Origin of the sequence: Bradyrhizobium sp. 2S1 (genome assembly GCF_011516625.5) — a bacterium.
Taxonomy (GTDB): Bacteria; Pseudomonadota; Alphaproteobacteria; order Rhizobiales; family Xanthobacteraceae; genus Bradyrhizobium; species Bradyrhizobium septentrionale.
The window spans coordinates 3907465-3925991 of sequence record NZ_CP147717.1 but is presented as its reverse complement, the minus strand read 5'-3'; the positions used below and the strand labels follow the sequence as shown (position 1 = coordinate 3925991).

Annotated in this window: 15 protein-coding genes and 1 pseudogene; 2 read left to right on the top strand and 14 right to left on the bottom strand. The window is 60.1% G+C overall.

Translation table 11 applies throughout. From position 1 onward, the window contains the following. Positions 1 to 204: 204 nt before the first annotated feature. The 3 genes and pseudogenes from HAP54_RS18615 to HAP54_RS18605 form a co-directional block, all read right to left on the bottom strand. On the bottom strand, positions 205 to 1539 hold the full coding sequence (locus HAP54_RS18615; RefSeq protein WP_166202952.1) for an IS1182 family transposase: 1335 nt from the start codon (positions 1537 to 1539) through the stop codon (positions 205 to 207). 108 nt (positions 1540 to 1647) lie between these two features. Next, positions 1648 to 2481, bottom strand: a pseudogene (locus HAP54_RS18610) (TonB-dependent receptor domain-containing protein); the annotation flags it as partial. Then, positions 2370 to 2990 (bottom strand): hypothetical protein, encoded by a 621-nt coding sequence (locus HAP54_RS18605; RefSeq protein WP_166302529.1) that lies wholly within the window; start codon positions 2988 to 2990, stop codon positions 2370 to 2372. The pseudogene HAP54_RS18610 and the gene HAP54_RS18605, both read right to left, overlap by 112 nt. A 130-nt stretch (positions 2991 to 3120) precedes the next feature. On the opposite strand from HAP54_RS18605, the gene HAP54_RS18600 reads away from it, so the two are divergent. Next, positions 3121 to 4067 (top strand): IS630 family transposase gene (locus HAP54_RS18600; RefSeq protein ID WP_166302526.1). Its coding sequence is split into 2 segments (ribosomal slippage): positions 3121 to 3460 and positions 3460 to 4067, totalling 948 coding nucleotides; the frame shifts between segments, so codons are not numbered across the junction. On the opposite strand, the gene HAP54_RS18595 is transcribed toward HAP54_RS18600, so the two are convergent. The 8 genes from HAP54_RS18595 to HAP54_RS18560 form a co-directional block, all read right to left on the bottom strand. After that, positions 4003 to 4665: a TonB-dependent receptor plug domain-containing protein gene (locus HAP54_RS18595; protein ID WP_166302523.1), complete on the bottom strand. Its 663-nt coding sequence runs from the start codon at positions 4663 to 4665 to the stop codon at positions 4003 to 4005. The two genes, HAP54_RS18600 and HAP54_RS18595, sit on opposite strands and share 65 nt — an antisense overlap. Before the next feature lie 455 nt (positions 4666 to 5120). Beyond that, positions 5121 to 5819, bottom strand: coding sequence for a 4'-phosphopantetheinyl transferase family protein (locus tag HAP54_RS18590; RefSeq protein ID WP_166302521.1), 699 nt, complete (start codon positions 5817 to 5819; stop codon positions 5121 to 5123). Beyond that, a complete protein-coding gene (locus HAP54_RS18585) occupies positions 5791 to 7227 on the bottom strand; it encodes an isochorismate synthase (protein WP_166302518.1) in 1437 nt (478 codons plus the stop codon). Before HAP54_RS18585 ends, HAP54_RS18590 begins: the two co-directional genes overlap by 29 nt. Next, positions 7221 to 7556, bottom strand: a complete 336-nt coding sequence (locus HAP54_RS18580) for an isochorismate lyase (protein WP_166302516.1) — start codon at positions 7554 to 7556, stop codon at positions 7221 to 7223. The genes HAP54_RS18585 and HAP54_RS18580 overlap by 7 nt, the downstream gene beginning before the upstream one ends. Then, positions 7556 to 8902, bottom strand: a complete 1347-nt coding sequence (locus tag HAP54_RS18575; protein WP_166302513.1) for a cytochrome P450 — start codon at positions 8900 to 8902, stop codon at positions 7556 to 7558. The genes HAP54_RS18580 and HAP54_RS18575 overlap by 1 nt, the downstream gene beginning before the upstream one ends. Beyond that, entirely contained in the window at positions 8886 to 10673 is a 1788-nt protein-coding gene (locus HAP54_RS18570; protein WP_166302510.1) for an ABC transporter ATP-binding protein, read from the bottom strand. The genes HAP54_RS18575 and HAP54_RS18570 overlap by 17 nt, the downstream gene beginning before the upstream one ends. Beyond that, entirely contained in the window at positions 10670 to 12448 is a 1779-nt protein-coding gene (locus HAP54_RS18565) for an ABC transporter ATP-binding protein (protein WP_166302507.1), read from the bottom strand. The genes HAP54_RS18570 and HAP54_RS18565 overlap by 4 nt, the downstream gene beginning before the upstream one ends. Before the next feature lie 15 nt (positions 12449 to 12463). Further along, positions 12464 to 13690 carry an MFS transporter gene (locus HAP54_RS18560; RefSeq protein ID WP_166302504.1) on the bottom strand — a complete coding sequence of 409 codons (1227 nt, stop codon included), beginning with the start codon at positions 13688 to 13690 and terminating at the stop codon, positions 12464 to 12466. Positions 13691 to 13905: 215 nt separating this feature from the next. Here HAP54_RS18560 and HAP54_RS18555 point away from each other — a divergent pair, with 215 nt between their 5' ends. After that, the gene (locus tag HAP54_RS18555) at positions 13906 to 15249 is read left to right on the top strand and encodes an IS1380-like element ISBdi2 family transposase (protein ID WP_166302501.1); all 1344 of its coding nucleotides are present in this window, start codon (positions 13906 to 13908) and stop codon (positions 15247 to 15249) included. A 500-nt stretch (positions 15250 to 15749) separates the two neighbouring features. On the opposite strand, the gene HAP54_RS18550 is transcribed toward HAP54_RS18555, so the two are convergent. The 3 genes from HAP54_RS18550 to HAP54_RS18540 form a co-directional block, all read right to left on the bottom strand. After that, complete coding sequence (locus HAP54_RS18550) at positions 15750 to 16418, bottom strand: helix-turn-helix transcriptional regulator (protein ID WP_166302498.1); 669 nt, start codon at positions 16416 to 16418, stop codon at positions 15750 to 15752. Between the two features lie 110 nt (positions 16419 to 16528). Next, positions 16529 to 17593 (bottom strand): IS630 family transposase, encoded by a 1065-nt coding sequence (locus HAP54_RS18545; protein ID WP_166298619.1) that lies wholly within the window; start codon positions 17591 to 17593, stop codon positions 16529 to 16531. A 764-nt stretch (positions 17594 to 18357) separates the two neighbouring features. Continuing rightward, entirely contained in the window at positions 18358 to 18492 is a 135-nt protein-coding gene (locus tag HAP54_RS18540; protein ID WP_339156954.1) for a hypothetical protein, read from the bottom strand. Positions 18493 to 18527 lie beyond the last annotated feature (35 nt).

Here is an 18527-nt window from a genome sequence, read left to right as displayed (position 1 = left end):
CGACCCGGCCAAGACCCGGCGTCACCGCGAGAACTTTCGGCGTGAAGGCCGTGCCGGCGACCTCGATGTCGGTGTTGAAGAGATTTCGTCCAAACGCATAAATCTTGTACCTGTCGTTTTGCCAGCCGATCCGGGCGTTTGCGACCGTATAGGAGCCCGTCCAGATATGTTTTCGTGACGGGCATTTGTTGTAGAGTAGCAGGCTCAGGCTGCGTTTGCGAGGTTGAACAGCTTGAGGAGGTTATGGACGGTGCAGATCATTGTCCACTCGGCGCGCACTTTCTCGATGCCCCGCAACAGGAACTGGCGGAAGCCTCTTGCCTGTTTGATCTGCCCGAACACCGGCTCCACCACTTGCTTTCGCAATCGGTAGGGTGTTTCGAAGCCGCCATCGTCGATCTTCTTTCGCATGGCCTGTGTCAGCGGGCCGCCGACTTTTCCGTTCGCTACTGTCGGGTGCTTGGCGCGTCCGGGCGCGACATAGCCATCGATGCTGCGTGTGTCGAGCGCTTCGAGATTGGCTTCGCTGCAGTAGCCGGAATCCGCTGAGGCCTGCCGCGGCTTGCGGCCAAGATTGCTCTCGATGGCCTCGATCAGGGGCACCAACTGGCCCTGATCGCTGCCGTGCTGGGTCAGTTCTTGCGCGACAATGATCTGGGCATGTGCATCGACGGCCGCCTGGGCATTATAGGCCTGAACGAAGCCATCCTTCGACTTCATGATGCGGCTTTCCGGATCGGTGAAGTTGCGTTGCGCCTTGGGATTGGGTTCCTCCGATGGCAGCGCCGCCGGTTTGCCCGGCTTCTTGCGGCCTTCGGCCTGGCGCTGCTGTTCCTTTTCGGCCTCGATGCGGCGCTCTTCCTCCGCCGCCAGTTTGGCGTCCGCTTCCAGCGCCGCCATCGCTTGCTGGATCTTCGCCAGCCGTTTCTGCTTGTCGACGGTCCAGTCCGGCAGTTCGTCGCTGTTGCCGAAAGTCTCATCCTCCGAGGCATCCGCCGCCTCGGCGGCCGCCAGCATGCGAGCGACCTCGGCCTTCAATTCCGCCTCGCGCTTCTTCATGCGCTCATAACTCATCGCCTTGTGTTTCGACGCGTTCGCCTTGATCTTCGTACCATCCAGCGCGACATGACCGAGCTTGACCAGCCCGGCCGTCTCGCACAACTTCAGAACCTGCACGAATAGCGCGCCGAGCGCCTTCAAATGTCGCTTGCGAAAGTCGCTGATCGTCCGAAAATCCGGCGCATCCAGCGCCACGATCATCACAAAATCGTTCCGCTCCCGGCAGGCCTTGGCAATCCGACGCGACGAATACAGCCCACTCGCATAGCTATGCAGCAGCAGCGCCACCATCATCCGCGGATCAAACGGCGGCTGCCCAAGCCCGCTCACATAGCTGCCCATGATCTCCCTGAGATCGAGGCTCTCCCGCACCAGATCAACCATAAACCGCGAGACATGGCCTTTCGGCACGAAGTCCTGCACATTCGGCGGCAGAAGCAGCGTCTGATCGATGTTCCAAGGCCGAAAATACTTGCTCATCGCCCAATGTTGAATCAGACCCGACCAGATTTGAACAGCGACTATCCAGACAAGCTCATAGGCGTGGAGATCGAAGGTGTTGGCGATGTCGGCCGCGCGATGACCACCGACGAACTGGAGTTCGCCGACGCTGACGAGATCTCCCGCGAGTCCGAATTGAGTGAGTGGCAGCCGGTGTTCCAGGGCGACATTGCCGGACCACGTGGGGACTCCCGGCACACGTCCGCCGTTCCTAGCGCCGGTCGTATCATTGGCGGGAATATTGGCGAACTCCGCGTGCACGTAGCCAACACCGCCACGAACCGTCCAGCTATCCGTCAGGCGCGCGCGCGCCGAGGCCTCGAAGCCGTAGGTTCGATAGTCGAGCGCTGCGATCGTGAAGCTGTTCGCCAACTGATCGAAAGAGTTGACGTGACCGTCGGTGACGTCGTTGTAGAAGATCGAGCCATCGAGCGACAGACGGCCGTTCAGGAGGGTTTTCCGCGCACCCATTTCGTAGGTCCAGGCATAGGAAGCTGGGTAGGACGGAGCGGCCCTGCCGAAAACCGAATAAATGTTGAAGTATGGAAACCCGCCGTTTGAATAGCCGCGCTTCACCGATCCGTAGATCATCGCATCGTCATCGACCTTGTAGCTGAGCGTCACCCCACCGGCGACAAACGGATCGCTGACCTTGCCGTATTCATTGAAGCTTGCCACCGTTCCCGGCGCGCCATTGGACACATAGCTGCCGCGGCGGGACACGGAATCCTGACCGAAGCGGATTCCGGGCGTGAGCGTAAGCCGGTCGGTCAGCGGAAGCCCGATTTCACCAAAGGCGGAGTAGCTGTTCAGATCCAGCTTCGCATTATATAAGCCGTTCTGGGTCGGCCCGAACGAGAACTGGTGTTGGTGCCGCCCTGCTCGAAACTGGAATTGTAGATACTGACACCCGTAATCCAGCGCACCGGAGCCTCCGGCTTCGACGTTGCTCGCACCTCCCCGGAATAGGCGCGCTCATTGAAGTCGTACCGCGTACAATCCGAGCAGGTCCTGCTCGAAAAGAAGCTGGGAGGAAGACCGGTGAGCTGGCTGTAGACAAGGCCGTCGGTATTGTCGGAGGTCATCCGCGCACGAATATCCTGAATGCCGAATGTGCAGATGAGATCGAAATTGTCGAATTCTTGCTTGACTTCGACCGAACCGATCGCAAGCTTCCGCTTGAACCCAAGCGGCTCATCGAGCATTGCAGCGGGATAGTTCGGACCGCCGCGCAGGATGTAGTTGAACGTGTCTTGTTGGTTGCGTTCGTAAAACCCCGAAACCGTTACGGTCGTGCGGTCACCGGCGAACCAACGCAATGAACCACGGGCGGCGCCTATATCGCTGTTCGGCAGGTTCTCACCACTCAGCATGTTCTTCACATCGCCGTGTCCGCCCGTGAAGCGGATGGCGCCGCGCCCGTTCAGCACGCCCGGGATCAGTGTTCCGCCAGCGATGAGATCGGTTAGAGCATTTTCCGACCGGAATGAATCGGGTGGGGATTCCCAAAACGGCGCGAGTCAGATTCAAGCTGCATGCTGGCGAGGGAGGCCAGCATGTATGGCCAGGGCGCTTTCGGTTGATCTTCGTCAAAGGGTGATAGCCGCGATTGACGGTGGCATGTCCTGTCGACAGGCTGCTGAGCGCTTTGGTGTCAGCGCGGCCAGTGCGATCCGCTGGCGCGGTCGCCTCAAGGAAGTTGGCGACATCGTTCCTAAACGCCAGGGCGGTGACCGCAAATCGCAGCGCATCGAAGCGCATTCGCAATTGATTCTGGAGGCAGTGACAGCGAAGCCGGATATCACGCTCGCCGAGTTGCGAGAACTGTTGAAACGTCGTGGAATATCGACTGGCATCGCGTCGCTCTGGCGTTTTTTCCAGCGCAGAAAGATCACACTTAAAAAAAGACAGCGCACGCCGCCGAGCAACGGCGCGGCGATATAAATGCCGCGCGTGAGGAGTGGTTCGAAGGGCAAATCGATCTTGACCCTGAGCGTCTCGTCTTCATCGACGAAACCAGCGCCAACACCAAAATGGCGCGGCTTTACGGCCGCTCGCCACGCGGCGAGCGATGTCGTGCAGCTATCCCACACGGACATTGGAAGACGACGACATTCACCGCTGGATTGCGCTCCGACGGTCTGATCGCGCCGCTTGTTCTGGACGGTCCAATGGATGGCGACGCTTTCCTGGCCTACGTCGAGCAATTGCTCGCCCCATCGCTGCGGCCGGGCGATACCGTTATCATGGACAACTTGCCCGCTCACAAGGTCCATGGCGTTCGAGAGGCCATCCGGGCGGTCGGAGCAAGCCTGCTCTATCTTCCGCCCTACAGTCCAGACTTCAACCCGATCGAAATGGCCTTCTCTAAACTGAAAGCCCTGTTGCGGGCCGCCGCAGCGCGCACCATGCCCGATCTCTGGCAAGCAATCGCCAACGCTCTCAAGCGCTTCTCACCCGAGGAATGCCAAAATTATCTCGTCGCGGCTGGTTGCGACGCAACGTGATCGGAAAATGCTCTAGATAGTTGCCGTTGGTACCGACCTCGCCTCTGAGACGAATATCGCGAACGCCATCCGGTTCGGCTGGAACAATGTTGACGGTACCGCCTTCGCTCGATCTGCCGAACAAGACGTTTTGCGGGCCGCGCAACACCTCGACTCGCGAGACGTCGAGCAATTGCTGCGTCCCGCCGTACATCGAGAGCGGCATACCGTTGAGCGCATACCCAATTGTGGAATCAAATGGGTTTTGCGGAAATGAGAGCGTACCAACGCCGCGAATCGAGCCGAAAGCAAAGAGCGGGTTGCCGACATCGGTGACGCTGTAGTTCGGAACCCGACGCGAGATATCAACCGCAGCATTGCTAGGCGCTTCGAGTTCGGCATCGCGGCCCTGAACCACATCGACGCTGACGGGTACAGATGTGAGCGGTTCGGAACTGCGACGAGCCGTCACCTCGATCGGATCAAGAATGATGGTGTCCGCTTGTTGTGCAAACGCCTCGGGGGCAATCGAAAGCGAGGCAATCGGGGTGACGATAGCGACGATAAGCGCGATAGCGCCGAGTTCTAGGAGACTGGAGTAACCGCAAAAAACAAACACCTATCATCACTGCCCTCGTTGATCAGGCAGTGACGTCATCACCTGTATTCCCCGCGGTGACGACCGCCGTTCACACACATGGAAATCCTGCCTAGGTTGTCGCGCGTTGCGGCATCCTTTACTGGATTAATCAGTAGATAACCCCGACCTGAGTGGCCAGATGGTTGATGTTTGCGAGCAGGCTAAAGACGTATGCACGAGGTCGAGGAGATAGAATCTCCAACTTCGAATTAGTCGAATTCCAATCGAATAATAACTCTGCGTGTGTTGTTAGCTCTTCTGACGACAACACTTGGCCGCACGTATCTGGACCGCTGTAGCGGCGGGATATAAAGTCATTCGAATTCTCGAGCTGCGAATTACTCGCGCAAAATGGCGCTTAGGGACGGCACGCGCGTGGCCTTCTCGTTATCTCCGGTGATCGGGACATAATAAATTGGATATCCTCGAAATCGTCATCGTGCGAGTGACGAGGCGTCCAGCACAGGAGAAAAAGGTTCACGTACGATGCGAGATGGAGGCGCCCCCACTCGCGCAAGAGCGACTATGTCGCGACACGAATGATCGATAAGCGCCAATGTCTCTGACAAGCCATCAACACAAATCTCAATATCATACCAAGTTTGCGTATCCACCGCACGCCATCCAAGATCGAGCGACCCCGGAGTTAACGACAACCCTCGTCCGACAGCTTTCGCGACAGCTTCCTTGCGGACCCATAGACGCAGCAGCGCCGCTGGATCAATTCTCTCGGGATCAAGTGACAATCTCTCACGCGATGACAAGGCGATGTCGAACCATTCGAGCTGCGCCGCCGGATCGTTGCACTCAACATCGACTCCCACGGCAGCGTCTTCATCAACTGCAAACAGTGCATTTGGACCGGCATGGGAAAGATTAAAGAACGGCCCGCCCACCACAATTGGCTTGCCCCAAGCATTGTAGGTAATACTCACGTCCGCAGGTCGATTCCCAAGCATGCGGCCCAGGACATGGCGCATGACGACTCGCCCCGCCACGAACCTTCGCGTCAATTCTGGCCTTGCGAACTGGATGGCTCGGCTCCGCTCGCCTAGATTGAGGCAAGCTGCGACCGCTGGTTGGCTCAATGACGGATCATCGAGATCAGCGGAAAAGAGCGTCAGAATAGCCATGTTCTTCGAAGAGCCGTGAAGCGGACGTCTGATTGTTCAGCGCCGCGGCCATGGTTCGCATCTTCACCTCGGTCTCCCGATATTCGTTATCGGGAGATGAGCCTTCGACGATCCCGCAACCGGCAAATAGCGTGGCGCATCCTCCGCGCAACAGCGCCGAGCGCAGTGCAACGGCAAACTCCCCCTCGCCCCGGCTATCGATCCAGCCAACGGGGCCGGCATACCAGCCGCGATCCAGCTCCTCCTGCGCCCGGATATATCCGATCGCATCTGCCCGCGGGAAGCCGCCGACCGCAGGGCTCGGGTGCAGTTGTTCGAGCAGCGCGAGCAGTCGCAGGCCATCGTTCGCCTGCCCGCCGATTGGAGTCATCAGGTGTTGCACGTGGGGCAGCTTGCGCAGGCTCGGCTCGAGAGGGATATCCAGTTGCCTGCAGTGCCGCGCGAGAACCGACCGCAGTTCATTCACCACCAGCGCATGCTCGTGACGATCCTTGACGCTCCGCAGCAAGCCCGATCCGAAGCGCGTGTCCTCGGCCGCGACTGCGCTGCGTTGCGCGCTGCCGGCCAATGCCCACGTCGACAAATAGCCATCTCGAAATTCGATCAGACGCTCCGGCGATGCCCCCAGAAAGCAGGCGTCATTGCGGGCAAAGGCAAACACGTAGGCGTCGGGGTGGGTCTGCGATAGATTGAAGAGAACATCCTCGACCGAGACCGTCAGCGGCACGGTCCGGGTCCGAGCCAGCACCACCTTGTCCATGGTGCCGGCGCGAATGGTCGCCACGGCGGCCGCGACTTTGCACCGCCAGGTATCGGCGGCGATGTCGTGCTCCAGCATCCCCGGTGTTTCGGCGACCCGCAGCGCCGGCGGCCGGCGTGACACGATCCTGGCCCAATCCGCGATGACGCCGTCCACCAGCGCGGCGCAATCGGAAGCGGCGCTCACCAGGATGTTCATGATCAGACGCGTCTCGTTGCCGCGCCTGGAAAGACAGAAACGCGACAGGGTGAGCGCGGCGGCGGGAAAATCCTGCCACCGTGACTGGTGGGAGCGAAGAGGGTCGAAAGCAAAGCCTCCGCATAATATCGGCCGATGACCGCCGTCGATCACCGCGGTCTCTAGCAAATGCTGCCACTGGTCCTGGACGGCGCTCCACGGTGCCCCCACCCCCACTCGAAATTCATGAGCGCAGCCCAAGCCGAGCAGCGACAGCTCCTGCTGGGGAACCGACCAGAGTGTCACTGGCTGCTCGTGCCGTTGATTGGCCGCAAACATTTCGAGATGATCGCAATGTGCCCACGGCAAGGAATACGACGCCAGCAACTGAGAGTGTCCATCACCTAGTCGGCGCCGGGCTTCCGTCAAACACCGCAACAGGTCTGGAGCATTTCGCAGCTCTGTCAGCATGATGGCCCCGATTGATCCTGTGCACCACGCAGCACCCGCCAATGAATAATTTGCTGCTGAATGAACCATTCAATCAGACTGGCAAACAGCGTCTCTACACCATCCGCGGGCAGCCCAGCGACTTCAGCCCAAGCCCGTCGATCGGTCAGCATCGCAGCCACCCGGTCGGGAGCCGGTATGCTCTCCTCAGTCGGCTTGAACTGAGCCGCGGCTTTGACATAGGCCATGCGGTGCTTCAGGATATCCACGATCTGGCGATCCAGTTCGTCAATCCCCTCGCGGATGTCTCCCAGATTTTCACAAGCATCTGGCAATTTGGATCGGGACATTAGGTACTCCCAAGAGATGAGAAGCTGCCTTCGCTCACACCGGCGGCGGTATTGCGCTGGATCGGATGCGAAGGAGCGGGCGTATAGCGAACCGGCATGCGCCGGATCCCGGTATGCTTGTTGCTTCGAACCCATTCCACGTCACCAGCCAGATCGAAACCAGCGACGTGATCAAGCAGGGCATTCAGCACCACGCGCATCTCCAGCCGCGCTAGCTGCGCGCCGAGACAACCATGGCCGCCACTGCCGAATGCCAGATGCGGATTGATCGATCGGCCGACATCGAAATCAAACGGTCGCTCGAAGAACCCTTCGTCGCGATTGGCCGACGCCCACCACAGTGTCACTTTCTCACCACGCCGGATTAGCCGGCCGCCGATCTCCACGTCACGGGTGGCGGTGCGGCGATTGTAGGGAGTCGGGGAGGTCCAACGCAGGATCTCCTCCAGCGCCGGGTTGATCAATGTTCGCTCTTCTCGCAACCGCGTCCATTGCTCGGGACACTCGATGAAGGCGAGAACGCCACCCGCGATGGCATTGCGGGTGGTTTCGAGGCCAGCCACCATGACCACGTTGAACACCATCAACTGTTCGACCGGTGACAGGCGTCCGAGGCCGTCACGCAATTCCCCGGTCACCGCCAGCGAGACGACATCCTCGCCGGGCGCCTGCCGCCTCGATTCAACGAAACACTGCCCATAAGCCATGAACTGCTGCATCGCTTGCGCGCTGCTCTGGCTGGTCTCGCCAAGCTGGCGATCCGCGTAGTCAAGGACAGCATTGATCCAGGCGAAGATCTGATGCCGATCCTGTGCCGGGATGCCAAGCAGGCTCGCAATCGCAAGCAGCGGCAATTCGGCGGCGATGTCCTTGACCAAGTCACCATGGCCTCGTGTTAGCACGTCAGCGACCGCTACCCGCGCCGCTTCGGCCAGTACAGGCTCCAGTGCGGCGATCTTGGCATGAGTAAGACCCGGCGCAACCAGGCGAAGCAACGCCCTGTGGCGCGGATCGTCCATCATGTTGATCACAGACCCCACTCCGACCGCGCGCGGGAGATCTTCGATCATCGTCCCACCGCCCTCGCGATCACCACCGCTCTCGGATGAGAACGCGACGTGATCACGAGCAATCGGCACCATGTCCCGATAGCGAGACACCACCCAAAAACCCTCACCGCCGGGTGTTAGCGCCGTAGCCGGATGGAACAACGGGCCTTCATATCGGCGCAATTCGGTGAACAGCGCATGGGGAAAGCCGCGGGTGAACAGATCAAGGTCCGTCAGGTCCTTGGCCGGCAACGGCCATTCTTTCGCGCTGGCGCTGCTATCAAGAAACGGGCGCATACCGGCTCCTGTCTGATGTCGTGTAGTTCCGGAAGCCGTGCAATCGCCAGCCCGCCGACGCCGACCGTGCACGCCAGAAAGCGGCGTAGCGTCCATCGGCGGCCAGCAGCTGTGGATGGGTGCCTTGCTCGACGATGCGATGATTGTCGAGCACCACGATCTGGTCTGCGGTCCGGATTGCGTCAAGCTGGTGTGTGATGACAAGAAGGGTCTTGCGTCCGTGCAGCATGCGCAACCCTTCGGTGAAGGCTGATTGGTTCTCGCCATCGAGCCCGCTTGCCGCCTCATCCAGCAACAATATCGGCGCGTCTTTGAGCAGTGCGCGGGCAATGCATACCCGCTGACGCTCGCCTCCCGAGAGCAGGCTCCCGCGCTCGCCGACCGGGCTCTCCCACCCGGCAGGCAACCGGGCGATGACGTCATCAAGCCGGGCCAGCTCCGCTGCTCGCTGCAACTCCTGTTCGCTCGCAGTCAAACGTCCCAGCAGGACATTGTCGCGCAATGTTCCGGAAAACAAATATGTATCCTGGAAGACCGGAGAGATCAGCCGCATCAATTCAGCGCTTTCGAGCTGGCGCAGATCCACGCCGCCGATGCGCACGGTGCCGCTGTCGGGGTCGCTGAACCGTGCGATGAGCTGCAGAATCGTGCTCTTGCCCGAACCTGAGGTCCCCAACAGCGCGGTGGTCGTGTTCGCCGGCAATCTCAGGCTGATCGCATCGAGGACCGGCTTCCCGGGCTGATAGCTGAAGCCAACCTGATCCAGCTCGACGTCCCATTCGGTGGGCGCGTCCTGAACTGGGCGATTCACTGGCAAGGGTTCGGCGATCAGGATCGCTTCCACCGCCTCCATCTGAGCCGTTGCCATACGGATACCGGCGCTGTAGCTCGCGACCTCCGTCAATGGGTCGACCACGCGATTGATCAGCACCAGCATTGCGATCAAAGTCACCAGATGCCCCGGATAGGCATTCCCGATCGCCAGCCAGGTGATACCAGCCATCAGCGTCAAAAAACTGAGCTGCGCCAGCCAGGAATTGGCCAGCAAGGGCGGCAGAACTAGCCACAACTGGCGGCGGTTGGCGCGACTTTGCCCGACAAGCGCCGCATCGAAAAGCGCATAGCCGCGCTCGCCACAACCATAGGCGCGCAGAACCACCTGGTTCTGCGCGAATTCAACCATGCGATCACCCGCTTCGGCCGCCGCGTCGGCGACGGCCCGATCGGCGGCGCGCCCAAGACGCCCCGCCCACCAATAGACCACCGCTATCGCCGGAAAAATAATCGCCGCCATCGCGGCCAACCGCCAGTCGAAGAAAGCCATCGCAACCACCACCACAAGCGGTGTCACTGTGGCGCGCATCAGAGGCGTCAGTTGGTGGGCGGGCAGGCCAAGGAGATCCATCACACCTTGGCTCAAAATCAGCCCAAGCCGGCCGGCGTTCAGCGGCGTGAACCAGCCAAGCGGCAGCGATACGACGTGTTCACCAATACGGTGGCGGAGTATCTCCAAAAGCGTGATTGCAACCTGAAACCCGCGGAGCGTGGCAACATAGTTCAGTGACCAGGTCATGATTGTGCCGAGAGCCAGCGGCAGCAACCACCACGCCGCCAGACCGGGGTCACCGACAAGCAGCGCCTGCATGATCGGCACCACGAGCACGAATGTCAGGCCCTGCACGATACAACAGACCAGCATCAGCCAGAGATAGCGCCGCAGCACCGATTCATGGTCCGGTCCAAGTAGCCGCGCCAACCGCCGAATGATCATCGGCCATTCACCTCTTGTTGGAGTACAGGGTTTTGAACTCGCCACATCCGCGCATAATCACCGTCGCGAGCCAGCAGCGTGCGATGATCGCCGCTTTCAACGATTTTTCCGTCGTTCAGCACGACAATGGTGTCCACATTCATGACACTCTTGAGGTTGTGTGCGATCACGAGAACGGTTCGGGCGCGATCTCCAATCGTCATCAGGGCAGAAAGTGCGGTCTGGATTGCGGCCTCGGTCTCGACGTCGGCGTGGGCAGTTGCTTCATCGAGCACGAGAACCGGAGGCGCGAGCAATAGGGCACGCGCGATGCCCAGCCGCTGTGCCTCTCCGCCGGAAAAGCGCGCATCCTCTCCGCAGACAGATTGATAGCCGCGCGGCAGTTGCAGGATACGCTGGTGGATATTGGCCGCGACAGCGGCCGCTTCGACCTCCTGATCAGCGGCTAGCGGCCGCCCCAGCGCGATGTTGTCGCGCACGCTCATGCGCAGCAACCGCACCTCCTGAAAAACAAACCCGATCTTCCGATACAGCTCGCGGGAATTGATCGCCGCAATATCGTGCCCACCGAGCGTGATGTGGCCGCTTTCCGGCGCATGGAAACGCAGCAGAAGCTTCGCGAGCGTCGACTTGCCTGAACCGGACCGGCCGACCAGCGCAGTGACCGTTCCCGGCTGCAGCGTCAGGGAGATGTCGCTCAGAATCCGGCGCGTCCCGTCGAACGAAAACGTCACCCGTTCAAACCTGATCGCGTTGCCATCCGGCTGCAGCTCCGACTGAGGCTCCTGCTGCTGCGGGATACTGAGCAATTCGGCCAGTCTGGCAAAAGCTCCCCGGCTCAACTGCAGCGACTGCGCTCCACGGCTCAACGCAGAAACCGGGATCGATATTCCGAGCCCGAGAACCGCAAAGGGCAACAACTTAGATCCTTCGAGCCAGCCCTGACCGACGGCAAGCGTGCCGAAGACCAATACAAGAAACAGCAAGGTGACAGGGGCAATGACCAGGGACGACAAAGTCTCCGGCTTGATCAGAGGGCGGACCCAGGCAAGAAAAAACGCCGCAAAATCATCCACGGCGATACGATAGGCGCGATGGGCCTGTCCCTGCTGCCCGAAGATCTTCACTAACGGAATACCTTGCGCGAACTCGATCACTGCATGATTGACCCGACCCAATGCCTCCCCGTATTTGGCCATCTTCGCGTCACTGCTCGCAGCCATCACACGACTGTAGTAGAGAACGGAGATTGGCAGCGGGATCAGCGTCACCAAGGTCATCCGCCAATCGATCCACAGCAGATAACCATATACGAAAAGCGTGGTCGCCACCGCGTTGGCGAGATTGACATAGGAGTGAGCGATCAAGTGATGGATGGCGGTGACGTCGTCCTGAACGCCCTGCTTAATCCGTCCGCTGTTGTTGTCGTCGAACCATCCAAGAGGCGCCCGCGCGATCCTCCGAGCAAGCCGCTGGCGCAAATTCAGCGCAAAGGCGTTGTCGGCCAGGTGGGTCGTCAATTCCGCCAGCCCTCGCAATGCCAATGCGCCGCCGAGGCATACTGCGGAAACCATCACGACCCACCATGCGTCGCGTTCCTGCACACTACCGCCCGAGAGAATGCGCGCCAGCTCGGCCAACCCCATCAATGGAGCCAGAATCAGGCCCGACGAGACAACCTGCATGATGATCGCAAGACCGAGCATGGCGCGGATCGGTTGGAGCAGATGGACGCCGGACCGGCCAGTGCCCTCGGAGTAAACTGCTGATGTCATGAGTCTTCAGTCCAACTACTGGGTATGCTCCACCAGGAGCTGATCACTCGCCGGCTCTACGGAATTTTGACGGAATCGCATTGTCGCTACAGCGAACAGGGCGGAGAGTGCATAGCCGACGCCAGGCAATATCAACGTCGTCCCGTAGCCGAACTTGGTAGCGATAAAGCCGCTCGCGGCGAAGCCGACCAGTGCAAATGCCGACATCATGGAGGTCAGGAACGTGACATCGGTTGCCGTCTCGCCCGGCCGGGCCAGTCCAAGAAACCAGTTCGTGAACGCGACATGTTGAACCGCTAGCGCTGCGAAGACGATGCCGACGCTCGCGACGGCACTGACGCCGGTCCCGACATAGCGTTCGATGAACGCAAGCCCCGCGAAGCTGAGCGCTAGGATTGTACAACCCCACACCACGGCACGATGCGGGGCCGTTCGGGCGACCATTGCACTCGTGAGGGGCGCAATGATCGTAAACGTAGCGACATTAGCGAGCACTCCGATCCAGCCGATATCGGCGGCGGCAAAGCCGAGATCGACCAGCCTCGGCTGAACCATCGCAAATGCGACCGCCACTCCGAGAACAGCGGGTGCGATCAGCCCCGCAGTCGTCCACAAACTCTGATTCCGCAATATCGCGCGGATCCACAAGCGACTCGGCGGCTGCGACGCCGTATCCTCGCGCGGGGTGGGTTCAGGGATCGCTAAAATCCATCCGGCAAAGACGAGCAGGAGCAGTGAGAAGCCGAGCAAGGCCGGACGCCAGCCAACCACCTCTATCAGCTGGAGGCATACCGCGCCGCCAATCGCATTGCCGATTGCCCCACCCCAACCCAGCAACGCTGCGCCGAACGGACGCTCCGCCGTAGCAAGCGCCTCCGCGACGTAGCCGAGCGTCGCGATACGTTGCGTCGCGGCGAGTGTCGCCAGCGCGAGGCAGACCATAAGAACCGGCACGAAGTCGGCTGTCGGGTTCAGGCCCGCCATCACCGCCATCGAAGCAGCGCTAAGAGCCCGGGTCGACAAAATCCACGAGCGCCTCAACCCCAGGCGATTCAAGCAGCAACAATCGACGACGGGAGCCCAAAGGAAATTTATGGTGAAAGCGAAGAATACAGCGCTGAACAAACCAACCAATTCCAGACTTGCACCATTGGAACGCAAGATAACTGGGACGGCTGCATAGATAAATGCAATTGAGAGATACTGCTGACAAGCCAGCGCAACGATCACGAAATATCGCATGTGACGATGGTCCATCAGCGTTCCAATGCGCTGACGAAATCTCTGCTCTCAACCAAACATTTGCACATCGCGGCTCCCTATCAGATCGAGTTAACCCGTCTTATTCGTCAGAGTGCGCCTGAGAGGCTGGCGAGCGTGGTGTAAAGCGCTGATGCGGCGTAGGATTCGGTTGCAAAGCCAACCCCATCACCTCAACCGCGAACGCCAGGCCCGCCATGACCGATGATACGCTTCTGCCCTTCTCGTTTCCAGCCGTTCACGCCAAGAAAGTCACAGCTGCCTTCGATGGCGGTCGGCTGACCTCGAACGGGGGCGTGATGCTTCTGGCGATGGCCGAGCGGCGTCTCGGCTTGGCCGACAATTTGGCCCGGGTGTTCCCGGATCGGCGCGATCCGACGCGGGTCGTGCACAGCCTTGTCGATATGTTCCGCGCGCGCATGTTCGCGATCTGCTGCGGCTACGAGGACGCCGACGACCTCGATCATCTGCGGTCCGATCCCGCATTCAAGCTGGCCTGCGGACGGCTGCCGGACACGGGTCGCGATCTGTGTTCCCAACCGACGCTGTCGCGGCTGGAGAATGCTCCGCGCCTGCGCGACGTGATCCGACTGACCTACACTTTGGTCGACGCATGGATGGATAGCTACCCGCGCGAGCCGGCATCCGTCACGCTCGACATCGATGATACCTGCGATGTCGTCCACGGCCATCAGCAGCTCTCGCTGTTCAACGCTCATTATGACGAACGCTGCTTCCTGCCGATCCACGTCTACGACACGGAGAAGAGCCGGCCCGTGGCGGTCGTGTTGCGGCCCGGCAAGACGCCGGGCGGCGTCGAGGTGCGTGCCCATCTGCGCCGCCTGATACGGCATATCCGGACGCGGTGGCACAACACGCGAATTACGTTCCGTGGCGACGGGCACTATGCCCGGCCGGAGGCAATGGCGTGGTGCGAGACCAACGGCATCGACTACATCTTCGGTCTGTCCGGCACCAAGCCGCTCGCCAGAAAACTCGACGAGGCCGCCGACGACATCCGCACGCGACGCGCCATCGAGAACCTGCCGGTTCTGCGTGGCTATACCGAGACGCGCCACAAGGCCAAGTCCTGGGATCGCGAACGGCGTACCGTCGCCCGTATTGAGGCGACGATGCTCGGCCTCGACATCCGTTTCGTCGTCACCAGCCTCGATGTCGGCTCGGCCGAGTGGATCTACGACAGCCTGTATTGCGCGCGCGGCCAAGCCGAGAATCTGATCAAGCTGCATAAGACACAGCTCGCCTCCGATCGCACCAGCTGCCGTTCGGCGCTCGCCAATCAAGTCCGCCTCGTTCTCCACACCGCCGCTTATTGGCTGATGCTGACCGTGCGCGACGCGATTCCCAAAGCCCGGGAATTGGCCACAGCCGAGTTCGCGACGCTGCGTCTTCGTCTCTTGAAACTCGCTGCCCGTGTCGTCGAGACCACGAGCCGCATTCGCCTTGCGTTTGCCGCGGCATGTCCCGAAGCCGACCTGATCCGCGGCTTGCCAGGCGCGCTGCTGCCTCTCGGTCCTTGACCGGCGGGGCGTCCGCCCCCCGTTCGCCCAACCTACACCTCAAGCGCGTTGCAAAGTACGGGTCGGTCAGGCGGTGAAAAGCCGAAGGCAATCCCGCGCGCCTCGTCAGAGCAGATGTGCGGCCACATCAATCGGACTAAAAAAAGCACTCTCACGAATAGGACGGGTTAAAGCTGATGGGTTGCGCGCGGCACAATTCATCAAGCGTCGTGGAGGGAGCCACTTCGCGTGCGCCTCCGGTTCGCGATTCAAGTAGATTGGTTGGAGGTCGAAGACCAGAGACCGGGCGTTTGCGAGGAGTTGAAAAACGTATGCAGAGGGCCAGACAACTCTTCCGACGCGCCAGAATCGCTGGTCAACGGGCGCTATGCGTCAAGCGGCGGCCTCGAATACCGCAAGTGATTCCGACGTTCCGCGCTCAACAAAAGTGCGGTTCGAGATGATTATTCTCCAGAAGCGCGTCATGACTAGCAAACCGCCGAAAGCTTAGGTCCTGCTACTCAGTAACTCGCAGGCGGGGCCCCTACCCGAGGAGACCGCAATGCCGAGGTTGGGGCGGTGCCGAAGCGTCGACGAAAAGCAGTCGCAAAATTTGTTGCGTGGCGATAACCGACATAGAATGCCGCTTGGGAGACCGTCCATCCCTCATACAGCAGGCCATCGCGCGCGCGATCGAGCCGCTTGTCGCGCAGGAACTGGAAAACCGGCTGGCCAACGACCGCCGTAAACTTGCACTTTAATGTGCTTGTGCTCATGCCGACATCGCGCGCGAGGTCGCAGAGATGATGCTCCGCATCGAGAGTCGCCAATAACTTGTCGCGCACACGATGGATCTTTGCAATGTCGCGCGGGTGGATTGAGCAGGTCGTTGTTATGTTGTGGCCTTTTCGATCTCCGATCGCCCACGCCAGCAACTCCAGCGCGCAGCTCTCCGCCAACAATCGTCCGACCACTCCGGTATGGTCAGATGAAAATAGTTCATGAGCGAGCGCGCGTACGCGGCAACCTAGGAGCAACGGCTTCGCCGTTGTCTCCGTCAAAAGGGCATCGAGATGCTCGGTGAGCTCTGTGTCCTTCGCGGTGACTGGGCAAGTTTGTATCACGAGAATCCGGGAACTCTCTCCACAACGATAGCTGCTTGCCATGTGCGTGTTGTCGGAGGTCCACATCGCAACGGCTCCTCCGGCAACCAGATCGACCGTTTGATCGTCATCGATTGAATAAGTAATCGGCGAGCCGCCGAGATTGAGCGCTATCGTTAACGACCTAGTACCCAGAATCAGAGCTGAGTGATACGGCGGCCTTTGAAACGGCGTTGACGGACCTTTTTCTTGGTCCAGACGAAGGGCTCGGCTCTGTCGTTGTATGCGTTGACGTAGGCATCGATGTGCTCCTGAAGCTGCGTGAGGCTTGTGAAGGAGGTGCCGCTGAGCGACTGCCCCTGCAAGATCGAAAACCATACCTCGACCTGATTGAGCCAAGACGCACTTGTCGGCGTGAAATGAAATTGCACGTTGGGGTGGGCCTTGAGCCAATGCTCGTTCTTCTTGTGGGTGTTGAGGTTGTCGAGGATGACGTGAAGCTTCCGGTTCGGAAAAGCCGCGGTGACGCTGTTCATGAAGTCGAGAAACTCGACGCGGCGTCGGCGTTTTGAATGCGCCGCGATGATCTTTCCGGTGGCGACTTCGAGCGCCGCAAACAATGTTGTGGTGCCATGCCGCTTGTAATCGTGGCTCTGGCCGGTCAAGGCGCGGCCATTGGGCAACTTCAGATAACCCTGCGCTCGCTCCAAAGCCTGGATCGAGGGCTTCTCGTCCACGCACAGCACAATGGCCTTCGCGGGCGGGGCGACATAGAGGCCGACAACATCGGCGGCTTTGGCCGTAAAGTTCGGGTCGCTGCTCTCACACCAGGACTTACGAGCCGCGAGGTCAATCTTGTGGCTGCGCAGGAACCGCCAGACATATTGGACGTCAACATCGCCCAGCGCCCCGGCCAGCAGGGGCCCGGTCCAGCGTGCGAACCCGTCCGGCGGCGGCTTGTCCAGCAGCTTCAGAATCCGCTTGTCGGTGGCCTTCGTATAGATTGGCTGCTTGCCCGGTCGCGGCTTGTCTTGCAGCCCTTCAAGGCCTTGGTCGGCATAGCGATGCCGCCAAAGGCTGACAATCCGCGGCTGGACCCCAACTTCCTTGGCGATCGACCGAGTGCTGCGTCCATCCGCCGCCAACAGAACTATCCGCGCCCGCTTCAAATCGCGCTGCAACGTCACCGGGGAGCGGCAACACGCCTCAAGCACCTTGCGATCTTTCCTCGAAAGGTGGACTTCTCTTGCTTCGGGTATCATCCCGACCTTGAATCACGACTCACGCTTTAAGAACAGTAGGTACTAGTGGCAATTCCGACCCGGTCATTGTCGTGAAGCGTAGTCAGGTCGCTGGTGCAAACGTTTAACCCACACGGCAATTTTCGCGACGCGATGAAGCCCGAGGCAAGTGGTGACTCGTCTTGTCCCTGTGCCACATCAGTTGCGCCCGACATCCCCGAGCGAAATCCCCATTCATTGGCAATGTCTGCCAAGTCAGAGGGGAAGTACTGATCGCCACTGACGATACCGCCTTGGTCGGTTGGGATTGCGCGCGTTACGCCCATTGTTTTGCCTCGCTTCGTCGAGCAGATTGTCTACATGGGCGCGTGAAACACGAAACCGCGTCGCCAAAGCGCTCAAACTCAGCTGCCCCCTTAGAACCTCATCATACTTCCAGAGCGTCACGCTCACGCCCGCCGCTGCCACAAGCCTATTGATAATGCGAGTCTTTCGCAAGATGGAAAATGAGATTAGAATCTCTTTAAGATACTGATGGATCAGGCGAACTTGTCCCGAAGGGACTCGGCTCAGACGAGCCGGGAGGCGAAATTGGAAGAGCCAGGATTAGGAATAACGGCCTGATATTGTACGTAATGTTGCGGTCGGAGCGTTACACTGGACGGGGTGAGGGTCTGCGCATTCGGGGTTTCTGACAACCCAGGGACGTTATCCGTTCTTGGTTGCGCATCCATCGGTTCGAACGGCCAGTTGCTGGAACGATGCTCGCTCTTCACGATCACCTATTACGACCTCAAGACGTCGACGCGTTCGGCGAGGTGCCGGCCGAGCCGCATCGGTGGCGCCGGTTCGCCAGTCAACGGCTGGGCCGCATCCTCCGGTTTTGACCCTTCTTCTATCCCGGGCTCGGTCTCGCTCACGACGCCAGTCTCCCGTCAGTGCGGGTGATCTCCAC